We start from the raw sequence: 26,274 nt of genomic DNA, 5'->3' as shown, positions 1-26,274 counted from the left end.
CTGTCTCCTTATGTGTGTTGTGGGGCAACTCAGTTCTCAAGCAGCCACTGCTGCAGCAACCCAGGATCGCGGGTCTGCGTCAGCGCCAGCATCAGCAAGATGCGCAGCTTCTGCGGCGACAGGTCGCCACCCGCCAGCACGCCGGCGGCGCGCAGGAACGCCTGCGGCGGCACCATGCCGCGCGACGCGCGGGTGGACTGGACCACGGTGGTACCGGCGCGCACGGCGTCGGCCAGGCCCTGCGCCTCGGCATTCGCCGGCCGGCCAGGCGGCAGTCCCGCGCTGACAAGGCCCGCGCAGCCGGCAGCCACCAGCGCATCGATCGCGGTGCGGTCGGCGCCGGCGTACGACATGACGATGTCCACGCGCGGCAATGCTTCAAGGTTCGCGAGGCTGGGCGCGGGCATGCCCCGGCGCCGCACCGGCAGCCGCCGCATGGTCACCGCGCCGCTGGCCTCGACGCGGCCGAGCGGGCCGAACGGCGGCGCCTCGAAGGCATTGAGATCGAAGCTGGCGGCCTTGGTAACGTCCCGGGCGGCGAAGATATGCCCGTCCATCACGACCAGCACGCCGGCGCCGCGGGCCGCGCCGGACTGCGCCACCGCGAGCGCCGCCCGCAGGTTGGCCGGCACATCGCTGCCAGCGGTATTCGCCGGACGCTGCGCCCCCGTGATCACGATGGGCTGGTCGAGCGTGAGCGCCAGGTCGAGGAACCATGCGGTCTCTTCCAGCGTAGCGGTGCCGTGCGTGATCACAAAGCCGGCCAGGCCCGGATCGCGCCGCGCGGAGTCCTCGATCAGGCGCGCCAGCGCCAGCCAGTCCGCCTGCGTGATGCCGGTACTGCCCAGGGCGCGGAACGGTACCGGCACCAGTTCGACCGCATCTGCCACATCTCCAAGGCTGCCGAGATCATCCAGCAACTTCTCAATGGGATGGACCACGCCACTCTCGCCGTATTCCACCCAGTCGAAGCGGTGCCGGGCGTGCATGGCAAAGGTACCGCCGGTGCCGATCACGGCGATGCGAGGCTGGGCGGTGTTGCCTGCGGACATGGCAATCGTGTCAGCGACAGCGTTCATGACTTCTCCGGCGCGGCAACATAGACCACGCCGGCTTCGACCTTCACCGCATGGCAACGGGCATCGCGGGTCAGCGGCGCACACATGGCTCGCCCGTTACGTACATCGAACAGCCCGGCGTGCAGCGGGCATTCGATGCCATGCCCGTCCATTTCGCCGTCCGACAGCAGCGCGTTGCCGTGTGTGCAGATGTCATCCAGCGCATAGACCGCTTCATCGACCTTGAACAGCCCGATGCGTTGGCCGTCGACATCCAGGCCATGGCAATCGCCGGCGGCAAACAAGGTACCGAGTTCGCCAGCGCGATACCAGCGGATGACGTCTTCGCGTGCCTGTGGCTCGCGGACCGGATTTGCTTCCTCGGCAATCATGGTGCTTCCTCCCAAATGTATTCAGGCGTATGGCTCAGCATGCCGCGCCCGGTCTGCCATCCTGGCATCCAGCGCCGCCAGCGTCGCCATCAGCGGCATGGGGCCCTGCCCCAGCGATGTCATGTGGATCCCGGCAAAGCGCATGCGGCAGCAGCGCCAGTCGCCATCGGTGTCGCGCCGGTAGTCCTCGTGCGTGGTAGCGGCCAGCAGGACGGCATCGCAGTTGTCTTCACGCAAGGCCAGCTGCCAGAGGCGCCAGACGCCGTGCGCGCGATCCCCGTCGATATCGAGTTGCGGGCTGCCGTAGTAGTGCACGGCGAAGCACCAGGGCGAACGCTGGAACCAGTCGTGCAGCTGTGACCGGCCCACCAGCGAATCGCCGAATCCCTGCCCGCCTACCCATATGGCGTCCTCGGTGAAGCACAGCGCCTGCTCCCACGCCACCTCACGCATGGCGTCATCCGCCAGGCGTGTGTAGTCGGGCCGGTATTTGGCATCGGCCAGGGAGGCATAGCGGGCCTTCAGGGCCCGGATCGCCTCGGCCGCCTCCAGCCGCGCCAGCCGCTCTTCGGTGGTGGACGCGCTCATGACGCCAGCGCCTTGAGCGGGACGGCGGTGTCGGCGAGACGGCTGCGTTCGACCCGCGTGCCCTGGCGCACCAGCGCTTCCAGGTGCTTGCGGTCGCGCCCGTTATTGATCAGGACACCGCCAACGACTTGCTCGCCGCGCAGCAGCAGCATGGTGGCGGGATCGCCGGACACGCCGTGGCGCACCATGATCTCGTCGGCGTCGCCCGGATGCCCGACCACCTGGATGTTGTGCCCGAGCTGGTCGGTCCACATCCACGGGACTTCGACGTACGGCTCGGTACGGCCCAGGATGAACCCGGCCACCGCTTGTGCCTGGTTCTCGGCATTGCGCCAGGTTTCCTGCCGCACGGCACGCTGGTACAGCGGGCTGTAGGTCAGAGCCACATCGCCCGCGGCAAAGCACCACGGCGCAACGGGGCTGCGGCAATCGGCACCTACCGCAACGCCATGCTCGTTGGCGATCCCGGTGCCCTGGAGGAAATCCACGCCGCTGTCGATGCCCACTGCCGCCAGCACGATATCCGCTGCCAGGGTCCAGGTTTCGCCATCGCGCGCGACATGGACACGCAGTACGGTGCCGTCGCGCTCGATGCGGCTGACCTGTACGCCGGTCTCGATGCGGGTGCCGTCGGCCGTGTGCAAGGCATGCAGCCATTCCGAGGCCGCGGGCGGCAGGCAACGCGCGAGAATGCGCTGCCCTGCCTCGAGCACGGTCACGTCCGCCCCGAGCGCCCTGGCGCTGGCGGCCACTTCCATGCCGATCACGCCGGCCCCGACGATCGCCACGCGCCGGCCGGGCGCAAGCGTCTCGCGCAACGCAAGGCTGTCGTCGATGGTGCGCAAGGTGACGACGCCGGGCAGGTCAGCCCCCGGTATGTTGAGCGTACGCGCGCGCGCGCCGGTCGCAACGACCAGCCGGTCGAAGCCGATCGTGCTGCCGTCGTCCAGGGTCAGCAGCTTCGCCCCGGCGTCGAGCGCGCTAGCGCGTCCGCGCACATGCTCGACCGCGCTGCCATCCATCCAGAAGTCGGAAGGACCCAGCACGAGCTCCGCCGCGGAGCGCTCGCCCTTGAGCAGCTCTTTCGACAATGCCGGCCGCTCGTACGGTGCATGCGGCTCCTCTCCCACGAGGGTAAGGCGCCGGTCGTAGCCGAGCGCGCGCAAGTGCTGTGCGACGCGGCCACCGGCATGGCCGGCGCCCACGATGACGATGTGTTCGGGCGTGTTCATGCCGCGGCTCCAGCTTGCGCGCCCAGCGAGGTGCGGTTGATGACGCGATACAGGCGCCCGCCCTCGGTGTCGCAGGTCCAGAGGCGGGGCTCGGCACTGGGAATGATGATCCCCTCCCCCTTCGACAGGCGATAAGTCTCGCCGGCGGCTTCGATCGTGAATGTGCCTTCCAGCACCGCTGCCACCTCCTCGCCCGCCTGGCCGGCCGCGGCGCTCAGTGTTTGGCCCTGACTGAGCACATGGACGGCGATGTCGAAGGCGTCGCCGCTGGTTTCATGTCGCGCCGGTCCGGTTGAAGTCGATTGCCCGGCCGCCACGCGACGGCAAAGCGGCTGGCTGGCGCGTGCGTCCACGTCCGGATGTCCTTGCGCGTTCATGCCCGCTCCCCCTGTTCTCCCCGGTCGGCCAGCGGGTAGTAAGGAACCGTATCCTCGGCGCCGTACTCCTTGCGGGCGGGTGTCACCACGTTCAGCCGCATGCTGACGCCGGCGGGCTCGAAGCGATTACTGCCGTAGTGCATCAGGCCGGCCGGGATCAGCAGCGCATCGCCCTGCTCCATGACGGTCTCGAGGTCGCCGTCTTCACCCAGCCCTTCGAATACGGAGCAGGCTCCCGAGAACTGGAGCGACGCTTCCTCGCCATGCTGGTGGGATTTCGCTGGCAGGTCCCTGCCGGCGGTCTCGACGAACTTGACGACGGCAACGCTGACCGTTTCGCCAAACATGTGTTTCATGTACAGGCCATCGGCGACCACTTCCTTCAGGTTGTTGTCGATGGCGAACACTCGGCATTTCGGCATGATGGACTCCTCTGCGGCCGCGCGATCAAAGCGCCGGGGACAACTTGAAGGCCTCGTCGGCCACGAAGCGGCGTGGATCGAAACCATCGATCACCGCCTGTTGCCGGTAGAACTCGATGGCCGGCGCCACCTCCGCCAGCGACAGCAGCAGGTTCATCAGCGCCTGGGCCTCCGCCGGCATCGTGCCGGGTTCGAAGGTGTCCAGGTATGCGGAAATCGCGTCGATTTCACCCAGCATGGTCGCTGCAAAGGCGCGGATCTCTTCCATCGAGGCGCGGTGGCGCTGGATATTGCGCGCGGTTTCGGTCGGCAGGCTCCAGTGCGCGATCGGGTTCAGATGTGCAAAGCGCTCGGGCAAGGCCGCCGCGCGTTGCGTCTGCAGGCCGCCGATATTGATGATCTTTTCTTCCATGACTTGGCTCCGAATGTCTTACTGATCTGCGCCGACCAGGCGGTCGACCACGTGGGCGCCGTGGCGGACCAGGATTTCGCTGTCCTGCAGGATCATGTGTGTCTTGGCGCCGGTTTCCGCCGCTGCCTGTGTGCGCTCCAGCGTGCTCATGTCTTCCAGCAGCACGTCGCGCAGGGCGACCTTCATGTATTCGAGGAAGAAGCGGCCACCGGCAGTGGTCATCTCCGGGTAATACACACGCCCCTCGAATAACATCTTGTTGTGCGCGATCGGGCGGAAGGTGTAGGCCTGGTAGTAGTTGGGCCGCAATGAGACGTAGAAGTCGGGGAAGATGACGTTGATGTCGAACAGCCAGTTCTTGCTCTGCGTCCAGTTGACGCCCTTCGGCAAAGCTTCGAGCGGAAACTCGTGCTTCGCGCTGCCCATGCCGGCACGCAAGGCCGCGGCTGCGATCGGGCGCGATGCGGCGGATTCCGCCAGGGCTTCCGCCGCCGCGGCGCCGCCACTGGTCACCGCCTTCGGGTTGCCGTAGACCGACTTCTGGTTCCCCGCCAGCGACAGGCGCCGGTGCAGGTCCCCACAGACGACGTCCAGTGGCCGCATGCTGCCGCCATCGCTCTTGTCGATCGCGTCCGCGATGGAATTGCCGTGGACGTAGGCAACGTGATAGGCCTCCTGGAAGGCATCGAGAGCGAGCTTCCAGTTGCAGTTGACGACGCTGGTCCACTGGAACGCGCACGTCAGCTTGTCAAACGGGTAGCCCTCCACATCGCCATAGACCGGCTTCATGAACTCGGCCAGCGTCTGTTCCGGCCGGGCTTGCATATTGACGAAGATGAAGCCCTGCCAGACGTCGCAGGAGACTTGCGAAAGACCATAGTCTTCACGCTGCATGTCAAAGAAGCAGCCCTCCTCCGGCACGCCGGTCAGGCGGCCGTCGAGGTCGTAGGCCCAGCCGTGGAACTTGCAGAAGAACTTGCGCGTGTTGCCGCATTTTTCATAAACGACCTGATTCAGCCGGTGCGCGCAGACGTTATGCATGGCGCGGATCTCACCCTGCTTGTTGCGCACCACGATAATCTCGGTGTCACAGACCGCCAGTTCCTTGACGAAGTAGTCGCCCGGATTGGGGATCTCTTCCACGCGGCCGACCTGCAGCCAAGTCTTCTTGAAGATCTGGGCCTTTTCGCGCTCGTAGTACTCGGGCGAGATATAAGGCTCGACCGGGACCGGCCCTTTGCCTAGTTCCGGGTAGCGGTCAGTGAAGAACGTCTGCTGCGATGTCATTGCGCATCTCCTCCTGGATGGGGACATCGGCGATGGGCTCGCCGTCCAATAATGAATGGCATTTTATTTTCAGGTGCGGAAAAGTCAAGACAAAACGTAAAAGCGTGCGGTGAGGCGATGCCGTCATCACTCACGCCCCCTCTTGGTACAATACCGAACCACGTTGGGGCATCAAATGCACCAGCTACACACGCCAGATGGGAAGACGGCCCGGGAGCGGGCAAGAAGGAAGGGCAATGCCACAAGTCAAGAAACCAGGGATGCGCGAGGCGATACTCGCGGCGGCGTTCGATCTGTTCTGCCGCAAGGGCTATACGGCGACAACGATGTCGGAGATCGCGCGCGCGGCCGGCATGACCGTGGCCAACCTGTACGTGTACTTCGATTCCAAGCTGCTGATCTTCTACGAGATCTATACGCCATGGCTGCTCGCTCGTCTGGACACCCTGCGCGAGTCGGTGCAGAAGTTCCCGACGCCCCGCACGCGGCTGCGGCGCATCCTCGTCGGCCTGTGGGGCGACATTCCCGCTGCCGATCACTCCTTCGCCAACGCGATGATCGAAGCGCTTGCCAGTGCCCCCAAAGACACGCCCAAGCCCAACAACCTGCTGGAACGGTGCGAAGTCGCGATCACTGACCTGGTCCTGGAAAGCTTGCCGCCCGAGCGTGCCTACCTGGCCTCGGACCGGCTGCTGGCCCACATCCTGTGGATGGCCTACGACGGCTTCGCCATCAACAGCCGTATCGGCGATACGCGCGACTTGGAGGCGATCGCCACCCTGATGACAGACATGATGCTGGGGCCGGAGGAAACCAGGGAAGCCGCGCCCCGCGGCAAGGGCCGCGCGACGCGCTCGCGCAAGGACCTGGCAACCTCCGCGGCATCCTGAACGCGCCAAGGGGTCGGCCGATGGCCCCTTCGAATAAGAAATGATACTCATCAGGTAGCGCGCTCCGCACCTCGCGGCCCCGCATTCCGCTTCCCATTCGCGCCCTGATTCTTTCTCTCCCCGCAGCACTATCCTTCTCCCATGCCGGCTTACAACTGCCGGCATGGAAGGACGTCGGTCACACCTGAAACTCCGCCGATTTTCCGGTAGCAACGCCAAAGTCGGCAACGCGCCGGCATTGCTCTTGCGATCTGTGCGTGGAGAACTGCCCCAGGCGACCCCCGGGCGTGACGTCCAACGTGGTGATGACGGGCGGTTCTGCCTGCGCCTAGGGTATGTCCTGATGCCGCACGCATATAAACGAATACTACTATTTATTCGCCTGCTACTCATAAAGGCCTGCCGCATCGCCTGCCGGCAGCTATCGCCCCGTCCAAGCCGCCCCCTGGAGTCTTCGCCATGCATGCAGTTGGTACTTCCGAAACCACCCGATCCGTGCCCCAGCGGACCACCTATCTCGTCCTGCTCCTCTGCTGGGGCGCCATCCTCTCCGAGGGCTACGACATCGGCGTGATGGGAACCATCGTCCCGGCACTGATCAACGATCCGCAGTGGAAGCTGACACCCCTCGAACTTGGCCAGATGAGCAGCGCCGCGCTGGTTGGCACCTTGTTCGGCGCCTACCTCATCAGCCCGCTCAGCGACCTCACGGGCCGGAAAAAGCTCCTGATCGCTTGCGTGGCGCTGTTCTCGCTGTCGATGCTGGCAGCGGTCTGGGCCCCGACGCCGGCAATCTTTGCCCTGATCCGCGGCATCGGCGGGCTCGGCCTGGGCGGTGTCATCTCGGTCGCCGCCGCACTCACGGTGGAATACTCACCGCCCTGGCGTCGCAACCTGAATTTCGCGCTGATGTATTCGGGCTACCCGATCGGCGCGGTGGTCTCGGCACTGGCCGGCATGGCGTACATGGAGCAATATGGATGGCGCGCCATCGTGGCCATCGGCGCGCTGCCACTGCTGTTCATTCCGGTCCTGATGCTATGGCTGCCGGAATCGCTGGAGTTCCTCGTCGGCAAGCGCCGGCATCGGGAGGCCCAGGCGCTCGCCGAGCGTCTCGGTGTGCAGGCGCCCTCCGCGCCCTCCGCAACCGCTACGCCGGCGCATGACGACACGCCGCGCACGCCATTGAAAGACGTGTTCACCGAGGTCTTCTCGCGCAAGAACGCGTTCGGGACGATCTGCCTGTGGGCCGCCCAATTCATGGCGATCACGGTGGTCTATGGCCTGGGCACGTGGCTGCCGCAGATCATGCGCAAAAGCGGCTATGACCTTGGCTCCAGCCTGTCCTTCTTCGCGGTCTTCAACGTGGCCGCGGCAATCGGCGGCGTGATGATCGGACGGATCGCCGATTACTTCGGACCGCGCAAGACCATCGCTGTCAGCTTCCTGGTCGGAGCCGTGTCGATCTTCGCGCTCTCGCAAAAGAATGTGTTGCTGGTCAACTATGTACTGGTCGCGCTCGCCGGCTTCGGCAGCATTGCCGTGGCGCTGGTGCTGCTGGGCTATATCGCGAACTACTATGCACCGCATGCCCGCGCTTCCGCGACCGGCTGGGCGGTTGGCGTCGGCCGCTTCGGTGCCATGACAGGTCCGGTGCTGGGCGGCTATATGGCAGGGCTGAACGTGAATCCGGTGTGGAACTTCGTCATGTTTTCGGCAGCCGCGGTATTGGCGGCGCTGGCGGTGTACATCGCGCCGACACCCGAGCATATGAAGCACGCCCGAGCAACGAAGTAACGCCCCGGAAGCTGGCCGGCATCGCTTGCGCACGCGACGGTGCCGGCCGCCTCTATCAACAGGAATGCAGCATGAGTCTTGGCTTTGGCTATCTGGCACGCATTGGCCACCTTTACCCGTCCGGCGGCCTGTGCGACTTCGAAGTGCAAAGGATGGCGCCACCCGGCGTGCAGTTCGTGACTACGCGCATGCCGTTCGCGCGCACCTCGCTGGAAAGCGACAAGGCCGTTGTCGCCGATGTGGAGTCCCACGCCGCGCTGCTGGCCACTGCCGGGGTCAGCCTGATCGCCATGAATTGCACGGCAGCAAGCATGGCAGTGGGGGCGCAAGTCATCAACCAGCGCATCTTTGACGCAACGGGCATCCGCTCGGTCACCACCACCGACGCCATTCTCGCCGCCTTGCATGCGGTTGGCGCGGGCCGTGTCGCACTGATGACACCCTATCCGCGCGAGGTGGTCGAGATGGAAATCGCGTTCCTCGCCCGACACGGCGTCGAAGTTGTCTGCGAAATCGCGGCCCCTTGTTCCACGCCGATTCAGCAGGGCTCGTTTCCTGCCTCGCACTGGGCGGACCTGGCGCGGCAACTCGATACCGACAACGCCGATGCAGTATTGATCAGCTGCGCCGGCATACAGGTGAGCGACGTCATCGAAGAGATCGAGCGTGCCGGCACACCCGTCATCACCAGCAATCAGGCCCTGCTTTGGCACTGCTTGCGCACGCTGGGCCTGGCGGACCGCCCCACAGGATTCGGCAGGCTGCTGGCGGGCAATTTCGACAAGGGCACATACCTCCCTTGACGAGCTGAGCCAGCGCTTCTCAGTCGCGCTGGCCGGGCTTCCGCCTTCCATCAGCGTAGTCCACAGGCACCCCGAGCGGCCCTCGCTTGGGGGCCTCCCAACATTTGCACGCTCTCGCACGCCCCCTCCTGGCATTCCCGGGGGCCATGTCAAGTCCGCGATGCGACACTTGAACGGCCGTGCCCGCCATGGTCCATATCAGCTCGGCTGCACCCGTACCGCAGATTCTGCGTTCTCGACAGCGCAGTTCGCAATTCGATGTGGGCCGGAGCGGCAAGATCGGCGTGATGCACGGCAACGTTGCACTTATGCTCGATAGCATGAGTACGACCGTTGCATCCTCTCAACCGCAGATCGCCGGCCCCGCGGCGGACGGCCACGCCCATCCCCGCTTGGGCGCCGCGCTCGCCTATATTCACCAGCACCTAAGCGAACCGCTGCCGCTGCCGCTGCTTGCCGAGCTCGTCCAGCTCAGCGTCGGGCGCTTCGTGACCGTGTTCCGGCAGACGGTGGGAATGACGCCGCACCGCTACATCAGCCTGAAGCGCGTCCGGCACGCACAGTGGTTGCTCAGGCACGGCCACTCTCCGGCGCTGACGGCGCACGAGTGCGGCTTCTATGACCAGAGCCACCTGACGCGCTGCCTGAAGAGCGTCTGCGGCATGACGCCCCGGCAGTTCCAGACGGCAAGTGCCCCGCTCCCCGCCGATATGGGCCGCAGCCCGCCAATGCCCAGGGCTCAGGTTGCCGATGGAAACAGGCGTTCGATCGGATAGTGCGTCTTGATGAAAGGCGACTTGATCACGATGAAGCTGAAGTACTTCTCGATCCCGATATTGCGCTCCAGCAGGCTTTCCATCAGTTCCTGGTAGTGGTTGACCCCACGGGTGATGAACTTGAGCAGGTAGTCATAGCCGCCGCTGACAAGGTGGCATTCGACGATCTCGTCCACCGCGCACACTGCCTTCTCGAAGCGCGCAAAGTCCTCGCGATGGTGGTCCTCCAGCGTGATCTCGGTGAACACCGTGAGAATATCGCCCAGCTTGTCCATCCGGATCTGGGCGCTGTATCCGCCGATATAGCCGGCCTGCTCCAGCCGCTTGACGCGAATCAGGCACGGGCTTGCAGAAAGACCCACGGCATCGGCGAGGTCCACGTTTGTCATGCGGCCGTTCTTTTGCAGCTGGGCAAGGATGCGGAGGTCGAGTCGGTCGAGTTTGATGGGGGCGGACATGGGCTTTCAAGACTGGAATGACTGGATCACATTGTCCCCGCATGGTTCAGCGGGGGCAATCGGGGCACGCCCGGAAAGTGAGGTTTCGCATCGCCTTTCAGTACCCTTTCGCACGGTCCACCAGCCCGATTAGGGGCTCGCCGCGCTGCAGGCGGTGCAAATTGTCGAGTACGACCCGCGCCGCGGTGCCCGGCTGCGTCATGCTGGCAATATGGGGCGTGAGCCATACCCTGGGGTGGCGCCACAACGGGTGGCCGGCAGGCAGCGGCTCGGGGTGCGTGACGTCGAGAATGGCCTCGCCGATCTGCCCCGCATCCAGCGCGCCCAGCAGGTCGGCATCGTTCAGGTGCTGCCCGCGCCCGACATGCACCAGCCCTGCCCCATGTGGCAGGGCGTCAAACACGCGAGCGCTCAATACTCCACTTGTTTCATCCGTCAATGGCAGCAGGCAAACCAGGATATCGGTGCGGGCCAGGAACGCGTCCAGGGTCTGCGGGCCGGCATAGCACTGCACCCCTTCCAGGCTGTGCGGCGACCTTGCCCAGCCGGCACAGTCGAACCCGAACAGCCGCAGCCGCTCCAGCACGGCCTGGCCCAGCGAGCCCAGACCAAGCACGCCGACGCGGCACTCGTGTGCCGCGCGCACCTGCAGGGGCCTCCAGGCTTCCTGCGCCTGCTGCCGCCGGTACGCCGGCATGTCGCGATGCAGCGCAAGGACCGAGAACACAACGTACTCCACCATCCCATCGACGATGCCGGGCTCGATCATCCGCACCAGCGGTACGTGCGCAGGCAGCGCGTTCAGGTCGAACTGGTCGATGCCGGCTCCGGTCGAAAAGAGTACCTGCAGGTTCGGGAACCGCTCTGCGATGCGGTCTGGCGCCTCCCACGCTGCCAGGTAGCGGACCTTGTCGGGATCCCCGATTTCGGGCCAGATGCGGAAATCGATGTCAGGCGCCTCGCGCGCAAAGACCTTGGCCCAGTCCCGGCCGCGCACGGGATCAGCCTTGTACAGAAATGTCGTGTCTTGATGCATTGTTTTTATCCGAGGGCCTTGTCGGCCAGCGCAAAGGGAAGAAATGGTGCCGTTGGCGAAGCCGGGGTGCCGCGGGCCAGCACCGTCGCGTCGGCGACGTGCGCCAGGCCCAGGCAGCCGAGCCAGTCCTCGAGTTCGCCATCGGCGTAGACGTCCAGGCGCAGCACGCGCCCGGTCACCAGGCCGGCCAGGTGCGCGATCATGGCCTTGGCCGACATCGCGCAGGGTGCGACCACGGGGCCGACCATCGCGCCGCGGCCAAAGCGCCGCAGGATCGCGAAGCCGCGGGGCCCGTCGGCGTGATCGATCACCACTGTGCCGATCGACTGGCGCAGCCAGGCCTGGATCAGGGACGGCCGTGCAACACCGCGGGCCCCCTGCTCCATCTCGACCAGAAGTTGCAGGTCATTGCGCCCGCCAGGCCGCAGGCGGCAGCCTTCAGGCAGCGCCATCAACGGTGCCGGCAACGCTTTACCCTCGTATTGATGCACCTCGCCGATGCGCTCGAACCCCATGCGCGCGTAGAAGCGATGCAGCTTCCCGGGGGCGTGAAGCAGCACCGTGCGGCCTTCCAGGCCGGCACACAGCGCCTCCAGCAACACGCTGCCAATGCCCCGCTCGCGGAAAGCCGGGGCGACGATAAGCAGTCCGACCGATGCGCCGCGCTCGTCCCATAGCCAGCGCATGCCGACACCGACAACCGCGCCGCCGACTTCGGCGACGCGGCCCTCGCCCATCTGGAACAGCCGCTTCCAGTCGCTGAGGCGATGCGGCCAGCGTACATCTTCGGAAAGCGAAAGCGCGACGGGCAGATCGGACTGTGCCATCACGCGGATGGCTGGAAGCTGCGCGGAGTTCATTGCAGTAAGTGTCAGCGCCGGACGAAGCCAGAGAGCCCTGATGATGCGATGAACAGGCAAGGCCCGGATAGGAAAAATTTGCTGCGTCGGACGGTGCACCGACGCAGTGCCATGCCTAGGGTAATCCCGAGGATTGTTGCGGTGCACATGCACGTACACAGTGCGCATGGCAGGCAATGCCAAACCGCCCTCGCGAAACCGCAGGTTTTACTGCCACGGCCTGCAATACCCCACAAAGCCATCGGTCCCACATGCTTCAATGGCAGGGGATGACACATTGCGCGCCCGTGCTGCCAAAGCAAGAGCTTGCCCCGCGCCGCATGGTCGTGCGCTTTCACTTTCGCGATCCCCCGAACTCCGGCCCCCCAGGAGCTATTGCCATGTCAGACAAGAAGCCGCTCGACGGCCTCATCGGCCCTGCCGAATCCACTCGGGTCATAGCCGCCCTGCGCCATGGCGCCAGCCGGCGCGACATCCAGAGGTTCCGTATCTGGCTTGCCGCCTGATCCGGACTGGAAAGGAGAGACACCATGAACCCATTCATCTTGCGTCTGCTGGCGCGGCGCGTCGGACTGGCGCTGATCTCGCTGCTGGCCGTCTCGGCCATCGTCTTCGCCATCACCGCGGTATTGCCCGGCGATGCCGCGCAGGAACAGCTCGGCCAGGACGCCACACCCGAGGCCCTGGCCGCGCTGCGTACCCAGATGGGCCTCGATGTCCCCGCGCCCGTGCGCTACGTGCACTGGCTGGGCGGCATGGTGACCGGCAATGCCGGCGAGTCGCTGGTCACCCGTCAGCCGGTGTCGGAGGCCATTGGCAGCCGCCTGCCCCAATCGCTGTTGCTGGCCGGCCTGACCGCACTGATCTCGGTGCCGGTGGCGCTCGGCCTCGGCATCCTGGCGGCGGTCTACCGTGGTACCTGGTTTGACCGCGGCGTCAGCCTCGGCGCGGTGGCGGTGGTCTCGGTGCCGGAGTTCCTGGTCGCCACGCTGGCCGTATTGTTGTTCGCGGTCCAACTGCGCTGGCTGCCCGCGCTCGCCTATATCGGCACCGACGATTCGTGGGATAAGATCCTGCGTTCGCTGGCCATGCCGGTGCTGAGCCTGTGCTGCGTGATCGTCGCGCAGATGCTGCGCATGACCCGCGCCGCGGTGATCGACCAGCTCAACGCGCCCTACATCGAGATGGTGCGGCTCAAGGGCGCTTCCGCGACCCGCATGGTGCTGTTCCACGCGCTGCCCAACGCCATCGGCCCGATTGCCAATGCCGTGGCGCTGAGCCTGTCCTACCTGCTTGGCGGCGTCATCATCATCGAGACCATCTTCAACTACCCGGGAATCGCCAAGCTGATGGTCGACAGCGTCGCCCAGCGCGACATGCCCGTGGTCCAGGTGTGCGCCATGATCTTCTGTTGTGCGTACCTGACCCTCGTCACGCTTGCCGATGTGTGCGGCATCGTCGCCAATCCGCGTCTGCGCCATCGCTGAAGCCTCGCCATGCAGGAGCTGCAATTCATGTCCACTTCCTCCCACACGCAAGCCACCACCGCGGTGAGCGCCCCCGACCAAGGCTGTCGCCGTCCGCGCCTGCCCCGCCTGGGTCTCACCGGCTGGATCGGCTGCCTGATCCTCATCGGCTGGCTGTTCGCCGCCATCCTCGGCCCGATCCTGATCCACGCTGACGGCACGCCCGCGGGAGAGATCCAGGTCTTCGCCCCGATCAGCGCCCAGCACTGGCTCGGCACCGACTACCTCGGGCGCGACATGCTGGCGCGCGTCGTCCTGGGCGCCCGCTACACCGTCTGCGTCGCGCTGGTCTCGACCCTGTGCGCCAGCGGCATCGGCATCACGCTGGCCTTGCTCGCCACCGTCAGCGGGCGCTGGATCGATGCCTGCCTGAGCCGCGGCGTCGATACGCTCACGGCCATCCCCAGCAAGATGTTCGCGCTGATCATGGTCGCGGCCTTCGGCTCGTCGGTGTGGATGCTCGCCGTCACGGCGGCGATCATCTACGTGCCGGGCGCCTATCGCATCGCGCGCTCGCTGGCGGTCAACATCAATGCGATGGATTACGTGACGGTTGCCCGCACCCGCGGCGAAGGCACCGCCTACATCATGCGCCAGGAGATCCTGCCCAATATCCTCGGGCCCATGCTCGCCGACCTGGGGCTGCGCTTCGTCTACGTCGTGCTGCTGCTCGCCAGCCTCAGCTTCCTGGGCCTGGGCATCCAGCCGCCCGATGCCGACTGGGGTTCGCTGGTGCGCGAGAACATCGGCGCGCTGTCTGAAGGCAGCATGGCGGTGGTGGCGCCGGCGCTGGCCATCGCCAGCCTGACCCTCGCCGTCAACCTCGTCATCGACAATCTGCCGGGTCGCTCGGCACGTAACGGAGTCAAATAAATGGGCACGTCCGTAAAGGTCAGCAATCTGCGCATCACCGCAGGCCAGGCGACGTTGGTCGATGGTGTGGACTTCGAGATCGAGCCCGGCAAGGTGCTGGCACTGATCGGCGAGTCCGGCTCGGGCAAGACCACCACCGCGCTGGCGCTGATGGGCTTTGCACGCCACGGCTGCGAGATCGCCGGCAGCATCCGGGTCGGCACCACCGACGTATTGCACCTCTCGCCCGGCGACCAGCGCCGGCTGCGCGGGCGCGAGATCACCTATATCGCGCAGAGCGCGGCGGCCTCGTTCAACCCGTCGCGCACCATCATGGACCAGGTGGTCGAACCGGCGCTGATCCACCGGCTCATGGATCGCAAGGCCGCCGAGAAGAAGGCGGTCGCGCTGTTCCGCGAACTGGCGCTGCCCGACCCTGATTCCATCGGCGAGCGCTACCCCCACCAGGTCTCCGGCGGGCAACTGCAGCGCCTGATGGCGGCGATGGCCCTGATCACCGATCCCGACCTGGTGATCCTCGACGAGCCGACCACGGCGCTGGACGTCACCACGCAGGTCGAAGTGCTGCGCGTGTTCCGCCGCGCGGTGCAGGAACGCCGCACCACCGCGGTCTATGTCAGCCACGACCTCGCCGTGGTGGCCCAGGTGGCCGACCACATCCTGGTGCTGCGCGACGGCAAGATGCGCGAGCTGGGCGAGACCGACCAGATCCTGTACCAGCCCGCCGACGACTACACGCGCTGCCTGCTGGCCGCGGCGCGGCCGACCGAGCGTCCGGGTGCGCCGGTGGACCCCGACAAGAGCCCGCTGCTGCTGGAGGTCCGCGATCTGTCCGCCGGCTACGGTGTGCTCGATGCGCACGGCCAGCCGGCCGCGAAGATCCTGGAAGGCGTCGACCTGAAGCTGTACCGGGGCCAGGCGATTGGCGTCATCGGCGAGTCGGGTTCGGGCAAGACCACGCTGGCGCGCGCGATCGCCGGGCTGGTGGCACCCTGCCACGGCAGCATCGCCTTCAACGGCCGCCCGCTGAAACCGACAGTGGCGCAGCGCAGCCACGATGAGCTGCGGCGCATCCAGATCGTGTTCCAGATGGCCGATACCGCACTCAATCCCGCGCGCACCGTCGAGGAGATCCTGGCGCGGCCGCTGCAGTTCTTCCACGGCCTGCGCGGCGAAGCGAAACGGGCACGGATCCGCCAGCTGCTCGATCTGGTGCGGCTGCCCCCCGGCGTGGCGCAGCGCACGCCTGGCGGCCTGTCCGGCGGGCAGAAGCAGCGCGTGAACCTGGCCCGGGCGCTCGCCGCCGATCCGGAACTGATCCTGTGCGACGAGATCACCTCGGCGCTGGATACGGTGGTCGGCGCTGCCATCCTCGACCTGATGGCCGAGCTGCGCAAGGAACTGGGCGTCTCCTACCTCTTCATCAGCCACGACCTGCACACCGTGCGCTCGATCTGCGACGAGATCGTGGTGATGCAGCATGGCCGCAAGCTGACCCAGGTCGCGCACGCCGACTACGACCGCGGGCCGCACCACCCCTACTACGCGCTGCTGGCACGCTCGGTGCCCGAGTTGCGCCGCGGCTGGATCGATGAAGTCGATCTGCATAGCGAAGGGGCAGTGGCCGCCGCTGCCACCGCCTGATTCCCATTCTCAAGGAGAGTTTGTTCATGCCTTTGTCCCTACAGAACCAGGCCTTGCTTCCCGGCCGCAACTATATCGGCGGCGAATGGTGCGGCGCGGCCGACGATCGCACACTGTCAGTGGCGGACCCTGCGACGGATGAAGTCTTTGCGGCGGTACCGGATAGCGGTGCGGCGGACGCACGCCGCGCCGTCGATGTCGCGCACGCAGCGTTCCCAAGCTGGCGCAAAACGCCTGCCAAGCAGCGCGCGCAGATCATCAAGCGCTGGAACGACCTGGTCGTCAGCCATGTGGAAGACCTTGGCCGCCTGATCTCGCGCGAGCAGGGCAAGCCCTTGGCGGAAGGCAAAGGCGAGGTGCTGTATGCCGCGAGCTACGTCGAATGGTTTGCCGAAGAAGCCACGCGCGCCGATGGCGACGTGATCGCCGCACCGGTCCCCGGCCGGCGCATGCTGGCACTACGCGAGCCGGTTGGCGTCATCGCCGCGATCACACCGTGGAACTTCCCCGCCGCGATGATCGCGCGCAAGATCGCACCGGCGCTGGCCGCCGGCTGCACAGTGGTGTGCAAGCCCGCCGAGGATACGCCGCTGACTTCGCTGGCGCTGGTCAGGCTCGCCGAACAGGCGGGCGTGCCGCGGGGCGTGCTGAATATCGTCACCGCCTCGCGCGAGCGCGCGGCCGAAGTCGTCGATGTATGGCTGGACGATGCCCGGGTGCGCAAGATCACCTTTACCGGCTCGACGCCGGTGGGCAAACACCTGGCGCGCCGCTCCGCCGATACGCTGAAGAAGCTGTCGCTGGAACTGGGCGGCAATGCCCCGTTTATCGTGTTCGACGATGCAGATCTCGATGCCGCCGTCGAAGGCTTGATGGCCGCCAAGTTCCGCAACGGTGGACAGACTTGCGTGTGCCCTAACCGCATCTATGTCCAGGACAAGGTGCACGACGCCTTTGTCGAAAAGCTTGCCGCGCGCGTCGGCGCGCTGGTCGTTGCCCCCGCCACGAACCCGGCCGCGCAGATCGGCCCGATGGTCAACGCGCGCGCGGTCGACAAGATCGAACGCCATGTGAAGGACGCGGTCAGCCGTGGTGCCCGCGTGGTCGTCGGCGGCGAGCGAATCCGCAACGAGCAGTGCCCCGGGCCGAACTACTATGCGCCGACGGTGCTGGTCGATGTGGATGCGGCGATGGACTGCTCCTGCGAGGAGACCTTCGGGCCGGTGGCGCCGGTTACGCGCTTCAATACCGAGGCGGATGTGGTCGCGGCGGCCAACGCCACGCCGTTCGGGCTGGCGGCGTACTTCTACTCAAATGACGTGCGGCGGATCTGGCGCCTTGCCGATGCGCTTGAGTCGGGCATTGTCGGTATCAACGAGGGCGCGCTGGCAGCGGAAGCGGCCCCCTTCGGCGGCGTGAAGGACTCCGGCTACGGACGCGAGGGGTCGCGCCATGGCCTCGAAGAGTACATGCATATCAAGTACGTCTGCCAGGGGCTGCTGGACTGATAACGCTCCGCTTCCTCTCGAGCGGCCGGCGCAAGCCGGCCGTTTTGAATGGCGGGCCTTGCTGGCAAAGCCTGCCATGCATCCCCGTCGAAGGAACTGCTGTTCATCCCGCCACAACAGGATTCGCTGCTGATCGAGCCCTCGCATTCGGTCAAAGCGCGATCCGCCTCGTCCCTATACTGGTCCCGCTGATTGCCCGCAAGCGTTGGCGATATGACCCCGGCAGGCTTCGACCATACCGCGAACGAACTCCATGACAGCAATGCCCCAACGCCAGCCCAGTGCCCTCGCGGACCTTAATGCGCTGCTGAGATTGCGCAAGCGCCTGGAAGCCGAAACCACTGCGGAAGTGCGCTTCGACGCGGTGACCCGCGCCATCTACGCATCGGAAGCCTCGAACTATCGTCAGGTCCCGCTTGGCGTCGTCGTTCCAAAATCTGTCGGAGACCTGGAGACCACCGTGCGCCTGTGCGGCGAGCTGGGCGTTGCCATGGTGCCGCGCGGTGCCGGCACGTCGATGAGCGGGCAATCGGTCAACGCCGCCGTCTGCATCGACCATTCGAAGTACCTGCACGCGGTCGCACTGGTCGATCCAGTCCAACGCATCGGCCGCGTGCAGCCCGGCGTCATCTGCGATCAGCTGAAGCAGGCCGCCGCCGCGCACGGCCTCACCTTCGGCCCCGATCCGGCCACCCACAGCCGCTGCACGCTGGGCGGCATGATCGGCAACAACTCATGCGGCGCCCATTCTGTGATGGCCGGCAAGACGGTCGAGAACATCGAGCGCCTGGAGATTGTCACCGCCACCGGTGCACGCTTCTGGGTCGGCGCCACCGATGAGGCCGGCTATGCCGAACACCTGGCGGCGGGCGGCGAACAGGCGCGCATCGTCAAGGCCCTGCGCGAACTGGCCGGGCGCTATGCCGACGATATCCGCGCCGGCTTTCCGCGGCTCAAGCGCCGCGTGTCGGGCTACAACCTGGACCAGTTGCTGCCGGAAAACGGCTTCCACATTGCGCGCGCACTAGTAGGGTCAGAAGGGACCTGCGCGACGGTGCTGCATGCTGACACCACACTGGTGGAAGGGCTGCCCGAGCGCGTACTGCTCGTGCTCGGCTTCCAGACCATCTTCGATGCCGCCGACTGCGTGCCCGAGCTGCTGCCGCTCGGGCCGATCGCAATGGAAGGGCTGGACACCGGCATCATCGGCGGACTGAAGCAGCTCGGACTGAAGCTAGACGACATTGCCGAGCTGCCGGCCGGCAATGCCTGGCTGATGGTGGAGTTCGGCGCTACCCTGCCCGACCAGGCCCGCGAACTGGCAGCCCGTGCGGCCAGCGCGGCACGCGCATTCCCCACGCGGCCGAATGTCAGGCTGGTCGACGATCCCTCGCTGATGGGACGCCTGTGGGCGATCCGCGAGACGGGGGCTTCGGCAACGTCGTTGTCGACCGTTCTCGGAGAACCTGATCCCACCGTCGGCTGGGAAGACGCCGCGGTCGAGCCGGCGCGGCTTGGCGCCTACCTGAGGGAATTCTCCGCCCTGGTCGAGCGCTATGGCTACAAGACCAATATGTACGGCCACTTTGGCGATGGCTGCATTCACTCGCGCATCACCTTCGATCTGCGTTCGCGCACAGGCCTTGGCGACTGGCGTCGGTTCCTGGCCGAAGCAGCCGCGCTGGTCGTCAAATACCAGGGCTCCTTGTCCGGGGAGCATGGTGACGGCCAGGCCAAGGGAGAGTTCCTGCCCCTGATGTTCACGCCCCGGCTGATGCAGGCGTTCCGCGAGTTCAAGGCCATCTGGGACCCGAACGGCCTGATGAACCCCGGCAAGCTGATCGATGCGATGCCGGTGGACGCCAACCTGCGCATGGGCCCGTCATACCGGCAGGACAAGGCAGCCAGCGTCTTCACCTATCCGATGGGAGATGGCCCGGGCACCGGCTTTGGCCGCGAGACCGAGCGCTGCATCGGCATGGGCAAGTGCCGGTCGCTCGATGGCGGCACCATGTGCCCGAGCTTCAAGGCCACCCGCGAAGAGCGCTACGCCACCCGCGGCCGCGCACGCCTGTTCTTCGAGATGCTCAACGGCGAGGTCATCAGCGAAACGCGCGACGGCGAGGCGGTCAAGGACTCGATGGACCTGTGCCTGTCGTGCAAGGGCTGCAAGCACGACTGTCCGACGAATGTCGATATCCCCAAGTACCGCAGCGAGTTCCTGTATCGCTATTACAAGCGGCACCTGCGCGCGCCGATGGATGCCGCGATCGGCCGGCTGGGCCAGTGGCTGCCCGCGGCCACGCGTGCGGCCGGCCTGCTCAATGGCCTGATGCGCAATCCGCTGACCCGGCGCGTCGGCCACGTGTTCGGCCTGGCCCGCTCCGCCGTGTTCCCCGAGATCGCCGCCACGGAATTCCGCCGCACCGGTACGGCTTCCCGCCTGCAACAGGCCGGTGCGCTGTCCTACCGCCAGCGCGACGTCGTCATCTGGACCGACACCTTCAATAACGGCTTCACGCCGCATGTGCTCGAAGCCGCCGTCGCGGTGGTCGAGCGGCAGGGATGGAACGCCCGGCTGAGCACGCGCCACGTCTGCTGCGGCCGGCCGTTCTATGACGTCGGCATGCTGGACCAGGCGCGCCGCAACCTGATCGAAATACTGGATGTACTGTCCGCGCCGATTGCCGCCGGCGTTCCGGTGCTGGTGCTGGAGCCCAGCTGCCTGTCCGTGTTCCGGGATGAAATGCCGGCCCTGCTGCCGGACGACCCGCGCGCCCGGACGCTGGCAGCGCTGACGATCACCATGGCCGAGTTCGCCACCCGGGCCGGCATGGCGCTGGACCACGACACCACGGTCCACCTGCACGCCCACTGCCATCATCGCGCCTGCGGCGGCACCGCGGCTGAAAGCCAGCTCGGCGCCAGCGTTCTCGACACCGGTTGCTGCGGCATGGCCGGCGCCTTCGGCTATCACCGCAAGACCGCCGAGCTGTCGCAGCGGATCGGCGAGAGCACGCTGCAGCCAAAGCTTGCCGCACTTCCGCCCGATGCCATGGTTGCCGCCGACGGGTTCAGCTGCCGCAGCCAGATCCGCAAGCTGACCGGACGCGAACCGCGCCATCTCGCAGAGATCCTTGCCGGCTCCAACCCTTCGCAACCACACCGCGACACCGGCTTCGCGGAACCTGAAAGAGGTGTATGCCAATGACCCAGTCGACCCAGGCCTCCAACCAGGCCTCCAACCAGTCCCATATCGAGGCCCGCACCCGACATGTGCCGCATGGCATCGTCACCGCCCATCCGGTCTTTGCCAACAAGGCGGAAGGCTCGTTCCTGTGGGATGTGGAAGGACGCCGCTATATCGACTTCGTCGGCGGCATCGGCGTGCAGAATATCGGCCATAACCACCCCAAGGTCGTCGAGGCGGTGCGCAGGCAACTGGGGCGCGTGACGCACGCGGCGTTCCAGGTGGTCGGCTATGACGTCTATGTCGAGTTGGCCGCGCGGCTGAACCAGCTGGTCGGCGGTAACGAGCACTACAAGACGCTGTTCGCGACAACGGGTGCGGAAGCGGTGGAAAACGCGGTCAAGATCGCGCGTGCCTACCGCAATGTGCCGGGAATCATCGCGTTCCGCGGCGGCTTCCACGGACGCACGCTGCTCGGCTCGACGCTGACCGGCATCAGCACGCCGTACAAGCAGAACTTCGGGCCCCTGGCGGGCGACGTCTACCACACGCCCTATCCCGATGAATTCCGCGGCTTCTCGGGCGCGGATGCGATCCGCGCGCTGGAAGACCTGTTTGCCACGCAGATCGCCCCGGACCGCGTCGCCGCCATCATCCTGGAACCGGTGCAAGGCGACGGCGGCTTCCTGCCGGCCGGCAACGAGTTCCTGCGAGCCCTGCGCGCGCTGACGCAGAAGCATGGCATCGTGCTGATCCTGGACGAGATCCAGGCCGGCTTCGGCCGCACCGGCAAGATGTTCGGCTTCCAGCATGCGGGCATCCAGCCCGACCTGGTCACGGTGGCGAAGAGCCTAGCCGGCGGCGTGCCGCTGTCCGGCGTCGTCGGGCGCGCCGAAATCATGGATGCGCCCGCGCCTGGCGGCCTGGGCGGTACCTATGGGGGCAATCCGCTGGCCTGCGCCGCCGCGCTGGCGGTGCTCGACCTGTTCGAGGAAGAACAGGTGCTGGCCAGCGCGCATGCGCTGGGTGAAACGCTGCGCGCCGGGCTCGACCAGCTCGCACGCGAGTTCCCCGCCATCGGCACCGTGCGCGGCGTTGGCGCGATGCTGGCGCTGGAATTCGTCAAGGGCGGCGACCCGTTCCAGCCCGAGGCGGCATTCGCCCAAGGTGTCATCGACCGCTGCCGCGAAGGTGGCCTGCTGGTCATCAAGTGCGGCGTGCATCGGAACACCGTGCGCCTGCTGGCGCCGCTCAACACCTCCGTGGAAACGGCGCAGGAAGCGCTGGAGATCTTGCGGGCGGCGATTGCGCTGACCAGCGACCAGGCGCGGTAACGCGCAGGGTTCACCGGGTCAGGCCTACGGTACGCGGCCCGGCCGCAGTATGATTGGGGCGCCTCCGGACCGGAGGCGCCCCTGTCCGGCTTTCCAACGAGTGCTGCCGTGATAGCGAGCGTGGCCGTGGCGGCGCCATCGGGAGCCGCCGTTTCGAATCCTCGCCTTGGAGCCAACACGTGAAATTCCTGATTGCGCCAGTCTTCGCGCTGCTGTCGTCCGTGGCCGCGGCACAAACGGTGTCCGCGGTAACGTCAGCCCCGTCTGCCCTGAACCGGGTCGCCCAGAGCGGCACCCTGCGCGTGTGTACGCCAGGTGACTACAAGCCTTTCAGCTTCCAGCGCCCGGACGGGAGTTTCGAGGGACTGGATGTGGACCTGATGGGCTCGCTGGCGACGGCGCTCGGCGCGAAGCCGCAATTCGTCAAGACCACCTGGGCGAACCTGATGCCCGACTTTGTCGCGGGCAAATGCGATATTGCGGCCGGCGGCATCTCGGTCACGCTGGAGCGCCAGAAGCTCGCATTCTTCAGCGCGCCCTACATGGTCAACGGCAAGACGCCGATCGCGCGCTGCGAGAATGCGGCAAAGTACCAGAGCGTCGAGGCCATCAACCGGCCGGAGGTGCGCGTCATCGCCAATCCCGGCGGCAGCAACGAGCGCTTTGCCAAGACGCGGCTGCAACGTGCCCAGCTCACCGTTCACCGCGACAACCTCACCATCTTCGACGAACTGATCGCCGGCCGCGCCGATGTCTTTGTCACCGAGGCGGCGGAGGCGGTGGCGCAAAGCCGGATTCATCCGGAGCTTTGCGCCATCAATCCCGAGCATCCGCTGCAATATGCGGAGATGGCCTTCCTGCTGCCCAACGGGGACACCGTTTTCAAGGGCTTTGTCGACCAATGGCTGCACCTGGCCAGGGCAGGCGGTGACTACCAGGTGCATGCGGCCAAGTGGCTCGGCAAATAAGCCTGGCTCAACCGCGCAGGGGCGCAGGCGGAAACCTTGCGCAAAAAGGCCGCCCGCCCCGTCAGGCATCAAGCCAGACATGCTCCGCAAACGAATAACCCATCAGCCCACCCAGCGGGATCGGCGACAATCCCTTGAGCTTCGATGAATGTCCGTCGAGGCTGGCCAGGAACAACGGGATACCGATGCCCGCGTCAGCATGGATCATGGACTGCATATCGGCATACATCTGCGCACGTTTGGCGGTATCGGTTTCGGCCCGCGCCGCCAGCAGCAGTTGGTCGAACTTGGGATTCTTCCAGCGCGATTCGTTCCACGGCGCATCGGACTTGAAGAACTGCGTGAGGATGGTATCGGCGCTGGGGCGCGGGTTGACGTTGCCGAAGCCCACCGGGCTGTTGAGCCAGTGGTTCGACCAGTAGCCGTCGGCAGGCATGCGCTTGATGTCGAGTTCCAGGCCCACACGCTGCGCAGTCTGCTGCATCACGGTCGCCATCTCGACCGAATACAGGGCAGCCGGCGAGGTCACCACCGGCACCTTGCCTGTCACGCCGGACTTGCGCAGATGGTATTTAGCCTTGTCGAGGTCGAAAGCGCGTTGCGGCAGGCCCTTGAAAAAGAAGCGGTTGGTGGGGTCGATGGGCTGGTCGTTGCCGAGCACCGCATAGTCGAGCGCGATCGCCTTCTTCATCTGCGCGCGGTCCTGCAGGTACTTCATCCCCATCACAAAGTCCGGGTTCATGCCAGGACCCGCATCCTTGCGCATGACCAGGTCTGTGTACTGACCCGATTGCGTGACGAGGATGCCGAAGCCCGGCGTACCCTTGATGCGGGCCACGGAGCGCGGGTTGACAGAGGCCACCAGGTCCATCCCGCCCGACAGCAGCGCGTTGACGCGTGCGCCCTCGTCGCCGATACCGACAAACTCGATCTCGTCCAGGTAAGGCCGTCCCTGCCTCCAGTACGCATCGTTGCGCACCACCACCGTGCGCACGCCCGGCCTGAACTCCTTGATCTTGTAGGGACCGGTACCGATGCCCGCGTTGAAGTCGGTGGTGCCGTCCTTGACGATGAGGAAGTGGAAGGTGCCTAGGATCACCGGCAGGTCGGCATTGGGGCTGGTCAGCACCACCGTGACCTCATTCGGGCCAGTGGCTTTCACGCTCTCGATCTGCTCGGCCAGCACCTTGGCCTTCGAAGCGGTGGCGGGGTCCTTGTGGCGCATGATCGAATACACCACGTCGGCCGGGGACAATGCCTTGCCGTCGTGAAAGGTCACGCCCTTGCGCAGCGTGAAGACCCAGGTCTTGGCATCGGTGGTGTTGAACGACTCGGCCAGCGCCGGCCGCGGCGTCAGGCTGCCATCGAGCGAGGTCAGGCCGTTGTACACCATGCTGCAGCGCACGTAGTCATTCTGGTTCGACTGCTTGGACGGATCCAGCGTATCGGAAGCTGCCGCCGTGATGGCCGCCACGCGAATATGTCCGCCACGCTTGGGCGTCTGCGCATGGGCCTTGACGGCCACGCCGGCCAGGCTGCCGGCCAGCGTGGCCTGCATGCCGCCCGCCAGCAGCATCGCCAGCACGTCACGCCGCGTGGCGCCACGCTTGAGCAGACCCATCACACGAAGGCTTTCGCCGGGGCCGACAAGGTTCTCGAACTCTTTACGGCTTTCGCTCATCGAAGTGCTCCTGGTTTTGTCTGGAAAGGCCGGCAGGCGCGGACTTGTCACAACGCACCGCGAGTGACTGCAGGTCATTCATGCTAGTCAAGATGGCTCAGCATTTGTCCCTGTTGCTGCCTGCGCTACCGCATTGAATTGCAAAACCAGCACCTCCCGCAGACGAATCTTGCAAGTTTCGGATAAACCCCAACTCGTTCTGGCCCGACCGCCCGTTGTCGTCCAAGATAAATGCCGGTGCCAACCTTTCCGCGACGAGGACATCGCCCATGTTTGCCCCGCTTCCCCATGCCCAGGACACCATCGCCGACGACGGCGTGGTGCTGCGCCCGATGACTGCCGACGACCTGACGCGGGCCCACGCCCTGTCGCAGGAACAGCGCTGGCCCCATCGCCTGACCGACTGGGAGCAGATGTTCGCGCACGCCGAGGGCATCGTGGCCGAACTCGATGGCCAGCTCGTCGCCACTGCCCTGCACTGGCGCTGGGGCAAGCACCACGCCACCATCGGCATGGTGATCGTCACGCCGGCGTGCCAGGGCCGGCGCATCGGCTACCGGCTGATGCGCGCGCTGCTTGAAGGCCTGGACGACTGCACCGTGCTGCTGCACGCCACGGCCGATGGCCGCGGCCTGTATGAGCGCCTGGGCTTTGCGCGCACCGGCGAGGTCTGCCAGCACCAGGGCGCGGCCCAGCCTGCCCCGTTGATCGCCCTGCCCGACGGCTGGCGCCTGCGCCCCGCTGGCCACAACGAGGCCGCCGCGCTGCACCGGCTCGACGCGCAGGCACGCGGCATGCCGCGCAAGGCGTTGGTCGACGACCTGCTGGCCAGCGCCGAGGCCTGCGTGGTGCTGGACTTCGAGGGCGAGCCGCGCGGCTTCGCCATGCTGCGCCGCTTCGGGCGCGGCCATGCCATCGGTCCCGTGGTAGCGCCCGGCGCCAATGGCGCCAAGGCGCTGATCGCGTACCTGGCCGGCCTGAATGCGGGCAACTTCACGCGCATCGACATCGACGGAGCCAGCGGGCTGGGCGAATGGCTGCAGAGCATAGGCCTGCCACGCGTGGATGTGCCCACGACCATGGTGCGAGGTGCGCCGCCGGCCACACGGCCGGGCGCGGCGGCGCTGTTCGCGCTGGTCACCCAGGCCACAGGCTGAAGATG

General features: G+C 66.2%; 25 protein-coding genes. 13 read left to right on the top strand and 12 right to left on the bottom strand.

Going from position 1 to position 26,274, the window contains the following annotated elements:
* Positions 1 to 29: 29 nt before the first annotated feature.
* Genes CNE_RS08585 through CNE_RS08550 form a run of 8 tightly spaced genes read right to left on the bottom strand, consistent with a single transcriptional unit; the run spans position 30 to position 5,768 of the window.
* Positions 30 to 1,079 carry an asparaginase gene (locus CNE_RS08585; protein WP_013956731.1) on the bottom strand — a complete coding sequence of 350 codons (1,050 nt, stop codon included), beginning with the start codon at positions 1,077 to 1,079 and terminating at the stop codon, positions 30 to 32.
* Entirely contained in the window at positions 1,076 to 1,450 is a 375-nt protein-coding gene (locus CNE_RS08580) for a non-heme iron oxygenase ferredoxin subunit (RefSeq protein ID WP_013956730.1), read from the bottom strand. Before CNE_RS08580 ends, CNE_RS08585 begins: the two co-directional genes overlap by 4 nt.
* Positions 1,451 to 1,471: 21 nt before the next feature.
* A complete protein-coding gene (locus CNE_RS08575; protein WP_013956729.1) occupies positions 1,472 to 2,038 on the bottom strand; it encodes a nuclear transport factor 2 family protein in 567 nt (188 codons plus the stop codon).
* On the bottom strand, positions 2,035 to 3,270 hold the full coding sequence (locus tag CNE_RS08570; protein WP_013956728.1) for an NAD(P)/FAD-dependent oxidoreductase: 1,236 nt from the start codon (positions 3,268 to 3,270) through the stop codon (positions 2,035 to 2,037). Before CNE_RS08570 ends, CNE_RS08575 begins: the two co-directional genes overlap by 4 nt.
* A complete protein-coding gene (locus CNE_RS08565; protein ID WP_013956727.1) occupies positions 3,267 to 3,647 on the bottom strand; it encodes a cupin domain-containing protein in 381 nt (126 codons plus the stop codon). Before CNE_RS08565 ends, CNE_RS08570 begins: the two co-directional genes overlap by 4 nt.
* Positions 3,644 to 4,069 (bottom strand): cupin domain-containing protein, encoded by a 426-nt coding sequence (locus CNE_RS08560; protein ID WP_013956726.1) that lies wholly within the window; start codon positions 4,067 to 4,069, stop codon positions 3,644 to 3,646. The genes CNE_RS08565 and CNE_RS08560 overlap by 4 nt, the downstream gene beginning before the upstream one ends.
* A 25-nt stretch (positions 4,070 to 4,094) precedes the next feature.
* The gene (locus CNE_RS08555) at positions 4,095 to 4,481 is read right to left on the bottom strand and encodes a hypothetical protein (protein WP_013956725.1); all 387 of its coding nucleotides are present in this window, start codon (positions 4,479 to 4,481) and stop codon (positions 4,095 to 4,097) included.
* An 18-nt stretch (positions 4,482 to 4,499) separates the two neighbouring features.
* Positions 4,500 to 5,768 (bottom strand): aromatic ring-hydroxylating oxygenase subunit alpha, encoded by a 1,269-nt coding sequence (locus tag CNE_RS08550; protein WP_013956724.1) that lies wholly within the window; start codon positions 5,766 to 5,768, stop codon positions 4,500 to 4,502.
* Between the two features lie 236 nt (positions 5,769 to 6,004).
* Between CNE_RS08550 and CNE_RS08545 the strand changes: the two genes are divergently transcribed.
* The 4 genes from CNE_RS08545 (at position 6,005) to CNE_RS08530 (ending at position 10,034) form a co-directional block, all read left to right on the top strand.
* Positions 6,005 to 6,658 carry a TetR/AcrR family transcriptional regulator gene (locus CNE_RS08545; protein ID WP_013956723.1) on the top strand — a complete coding sequence of 218 codons (654 nt, stop codon included), beginning with the start codon at positions 6,005 to 6,007 and terminating at the stop codon, positions 6,656 to 6,658.
* A 459-nt stretch (positions 6,659 to 7,117) separates the two neighbouring features.
* The gene (locus CNE_RS08540; protein WP_013956722.1) at positions 7,118 to 8,455 is read left to right on the top strand and encodes an MFS transporter; all 1,338 of its coding nucleotides are present in this window, start codon (positions 7,118 to 7,120) and stop codon (positions 8,453 to 8,455) included.
* Positions 8,456 to 8,526: 71 nt separating this feature from the next.
* The gene (locus CNE_RS08535; protein WP_013956721.1) at positions 8,527 to 9,258 is read left to right on the top strand and encodes a maleate cis-trans isomerase family protein; all 732 of its coding nucleotides are present in this window, start codon (positions 8,527 to 8,529) and stop codon (positions 9,256 to 9,258) included.
* Positions 9,259 to 9,446: 188 nt separating this feature from the next.
* Positions 9,447 to 10,034 carry a helix-turn-helix domain-containing protein gene (locus CNE_RS08530; RefSeq protein ID WP_013956720.1) on the top strand — a complete coding sequence of 196 codons (588 nt, stop codon included), beginning with the start codon at positions 9,447 to 9,449 and terminating at the stop codon, positions 10,032 to 10,034.
* Here CNE_RS08530 and CNE_RS08525 read toward each other — a convergent pair.
* From CNE_RS08525 to CNE_RS08515, 3 genes are all read right to left on the bottom strand, one after another.
* Positions 9,998 to 10,492: an Lrp/AsnC family transcriptional regulator gene (locus CNE_RS08525; RefSeq protein ID WP_013956719.1), complete on the bottom strand. Its 495-nt coding sequence runs from the start codon at positions 10,490 to 10,492 to the stop codon at positions 9,998 to 10,000. The genes CNE_RS08530 and CNE_RS08525 overlap by 37 nt on opposite strands.
* 97 nt (positions 10,493 to 10,589) lie before the next feature.
* On the bottom strand, positions 10,590 to 11,528 hold the full coding sequence (locus tag CNE_RS08520) for a 2-hydroxyacid dehydrogenase (protein WP_013956718.1): 939 nt from the start codon (positions 11,526 to 11,528) through the stop codon (positions 10,590 to 10,592).
* Between the two features lie 5 nt (positions 11,529 to 11,533).
* Positions 11,534 to 12,556, bottom strand: coding sequence for a GNAT family N-acetyltransferase (locus CNE_RS08515; protein WP_238553066.1), 1,023 nt, complete (start codon positions 12,554 to 12,556; stop codon positions 11,534 to 11,536).
* Positions 12,557 to 12,768: 212 nt separating this feature from the next.
* Here CNE_RS08515 and CNE_RS42700 point away from each other — a divergent pair, with 212 nt between their 5' ends.
* The 8 genes from CNE_RS42700 (at position 12,769) to CNE_RS08480 (ending at position 23,431) form a co-directional block, all read left to right on the top strand.
* Entirely contained in the window at positions 12,769 to 12,894 is a 126-nt protein-coding gene (locus tag CNE_RS42700; RefSeq protein WP_269148712.1) for a hypothetical protein, read from the top strand.
* 24 nt (positions 12,895 to 12,918) lie between these two features.
* Positions 12,919 to 13,875 carry an ABC transporter permease gene (locus CNE_RS08510; protein WP_013956696.1) on the top strand — a complete coding sequence of 319 codons (957 nt, stop codon included), beginning with the start codon at positions 12,919 to 12,921 and terminating at the stop codon, positions 13,873 to 13,875.
* A 27-nt stretch (positions 13,876 to 13,902) separates the two neighbouring features.
* A complete protein-coding gene (locus tag CNE_RS08505; protein ID WP_013956695.1) occupies positions 13,903 to 14,787 on the top strand; it encodes an ABC transporter permease in 885 nt (294 codons plus the stop codon).
* Entirely contained in the window at positions 14,788 to 16,431 is a 1,644-nt protein-coding gene (locus CNE_RS08500; RefSeq protein ID WP_013956716.1) for an ABC transporter ATP-binding protein, read from the top strand.
* A 26-nt stretch (positions 16,432 to 16,457) separates the two neighbouring features.
* The gene (locus CNE_RS08495; protein WP_013956715.1) at positions 16,458 to 17,939 is read left to right on the top strand and encodes an NAD-dependent succinate-semialdehyde dehydrogenase; all 1,482 of its coding nucleotides are present in this window, start codon (positions 16,458 to 16,460) and stop codon (positions 17,937 to 17,939) included.
* A gap of 253 nt (positions 17,940 to 18,192) precedes the next feature.
* Positions 18,193 to 21,150: an FAD-binding and (Fe-S)-binding domain-containing protein gene (locus CNE_RS08490; protein ID WP_013956714.1), complete on the top strand. Its 2,958-nt coding sequence runs from the start codon at positions 18,193 to 18,195 to the stop codon at positions 21,148 to 21,150.
* Entirely contained in the window at positions 21,147 to 22,463 is a 1,317-nt protein-coding gene (locus CNE_RS08485) for an aspartate aminotransferase family protein (RefSeq protein WP_013956713.1), read from the top strand. The genes CNE_RS08490 and CNE_RS08485 overlap by 4 nt, the downstream gene beginning before the upstream one ends.
* A 179-nt stretch (positions 22,464 to 22,642) precedes the next feature.
* A complete protein-coding gene (locus CNE_RS08480) occupies positions 22,643 to 23,431 on the top strand; it encodes a transporter substrate-binding domain-containing protein (RefSeq protein WP_013956712.1) in 789 nt (262 codons plus the stop codon).
* 61 nt (positions 23,432 to 23,492) lie between these two features.
* On the opposite strand, the gene CNE_RS08475 is transcribed toward CNE_RS08480, so the two are convergent.
* Positions 23,493 to 25,112 (bottom strand): ABC transporter substrate-binding protein, encoded by a 1,620-nt coding sequence (locus CNE_RS08475; protein WP_013956711.1) that lies wholly within the window; start codon positions 25,110 to 25,112, stop codon positions 23,493 to 23,495.
* Between the two features lie 269 nt (positions 25,113 to 25,381).
* Here CNE_RS08475 and CNE_RS08470 point away from each other — a divergent pair, with 269 nt between their 5' ends.
* Positions 25,382 to 26,269 (top strand): GNAT family N-acetyltransferase, encoded by an 888-nt coding sequence (locus tag CNE_RS08470; RefSeq protein WP_013956710.1) that lies wholly within the window; start codon positions 25,382 to 25,384, stop codon positions 26,267 to 26,269.
* Positions 26,270 to 26,274 lie beyond the last annotated feature (5 nt).

Source organism: Cupriavidus necator N-1 (assembly GCF_000219215.1).
GTDB classification, from domain to species: domain Bacteria; phylum Pseudomonadota; class Gammaproteobacteria; order Burkholderiales; family Burkholderiaceae; genus Cupriavidus; species Cupriavidus necator.
Note: the sequence above shows the minus strand (reverse complement) of the source record. Positions and strands in the feature narration are given on the sequence as shown.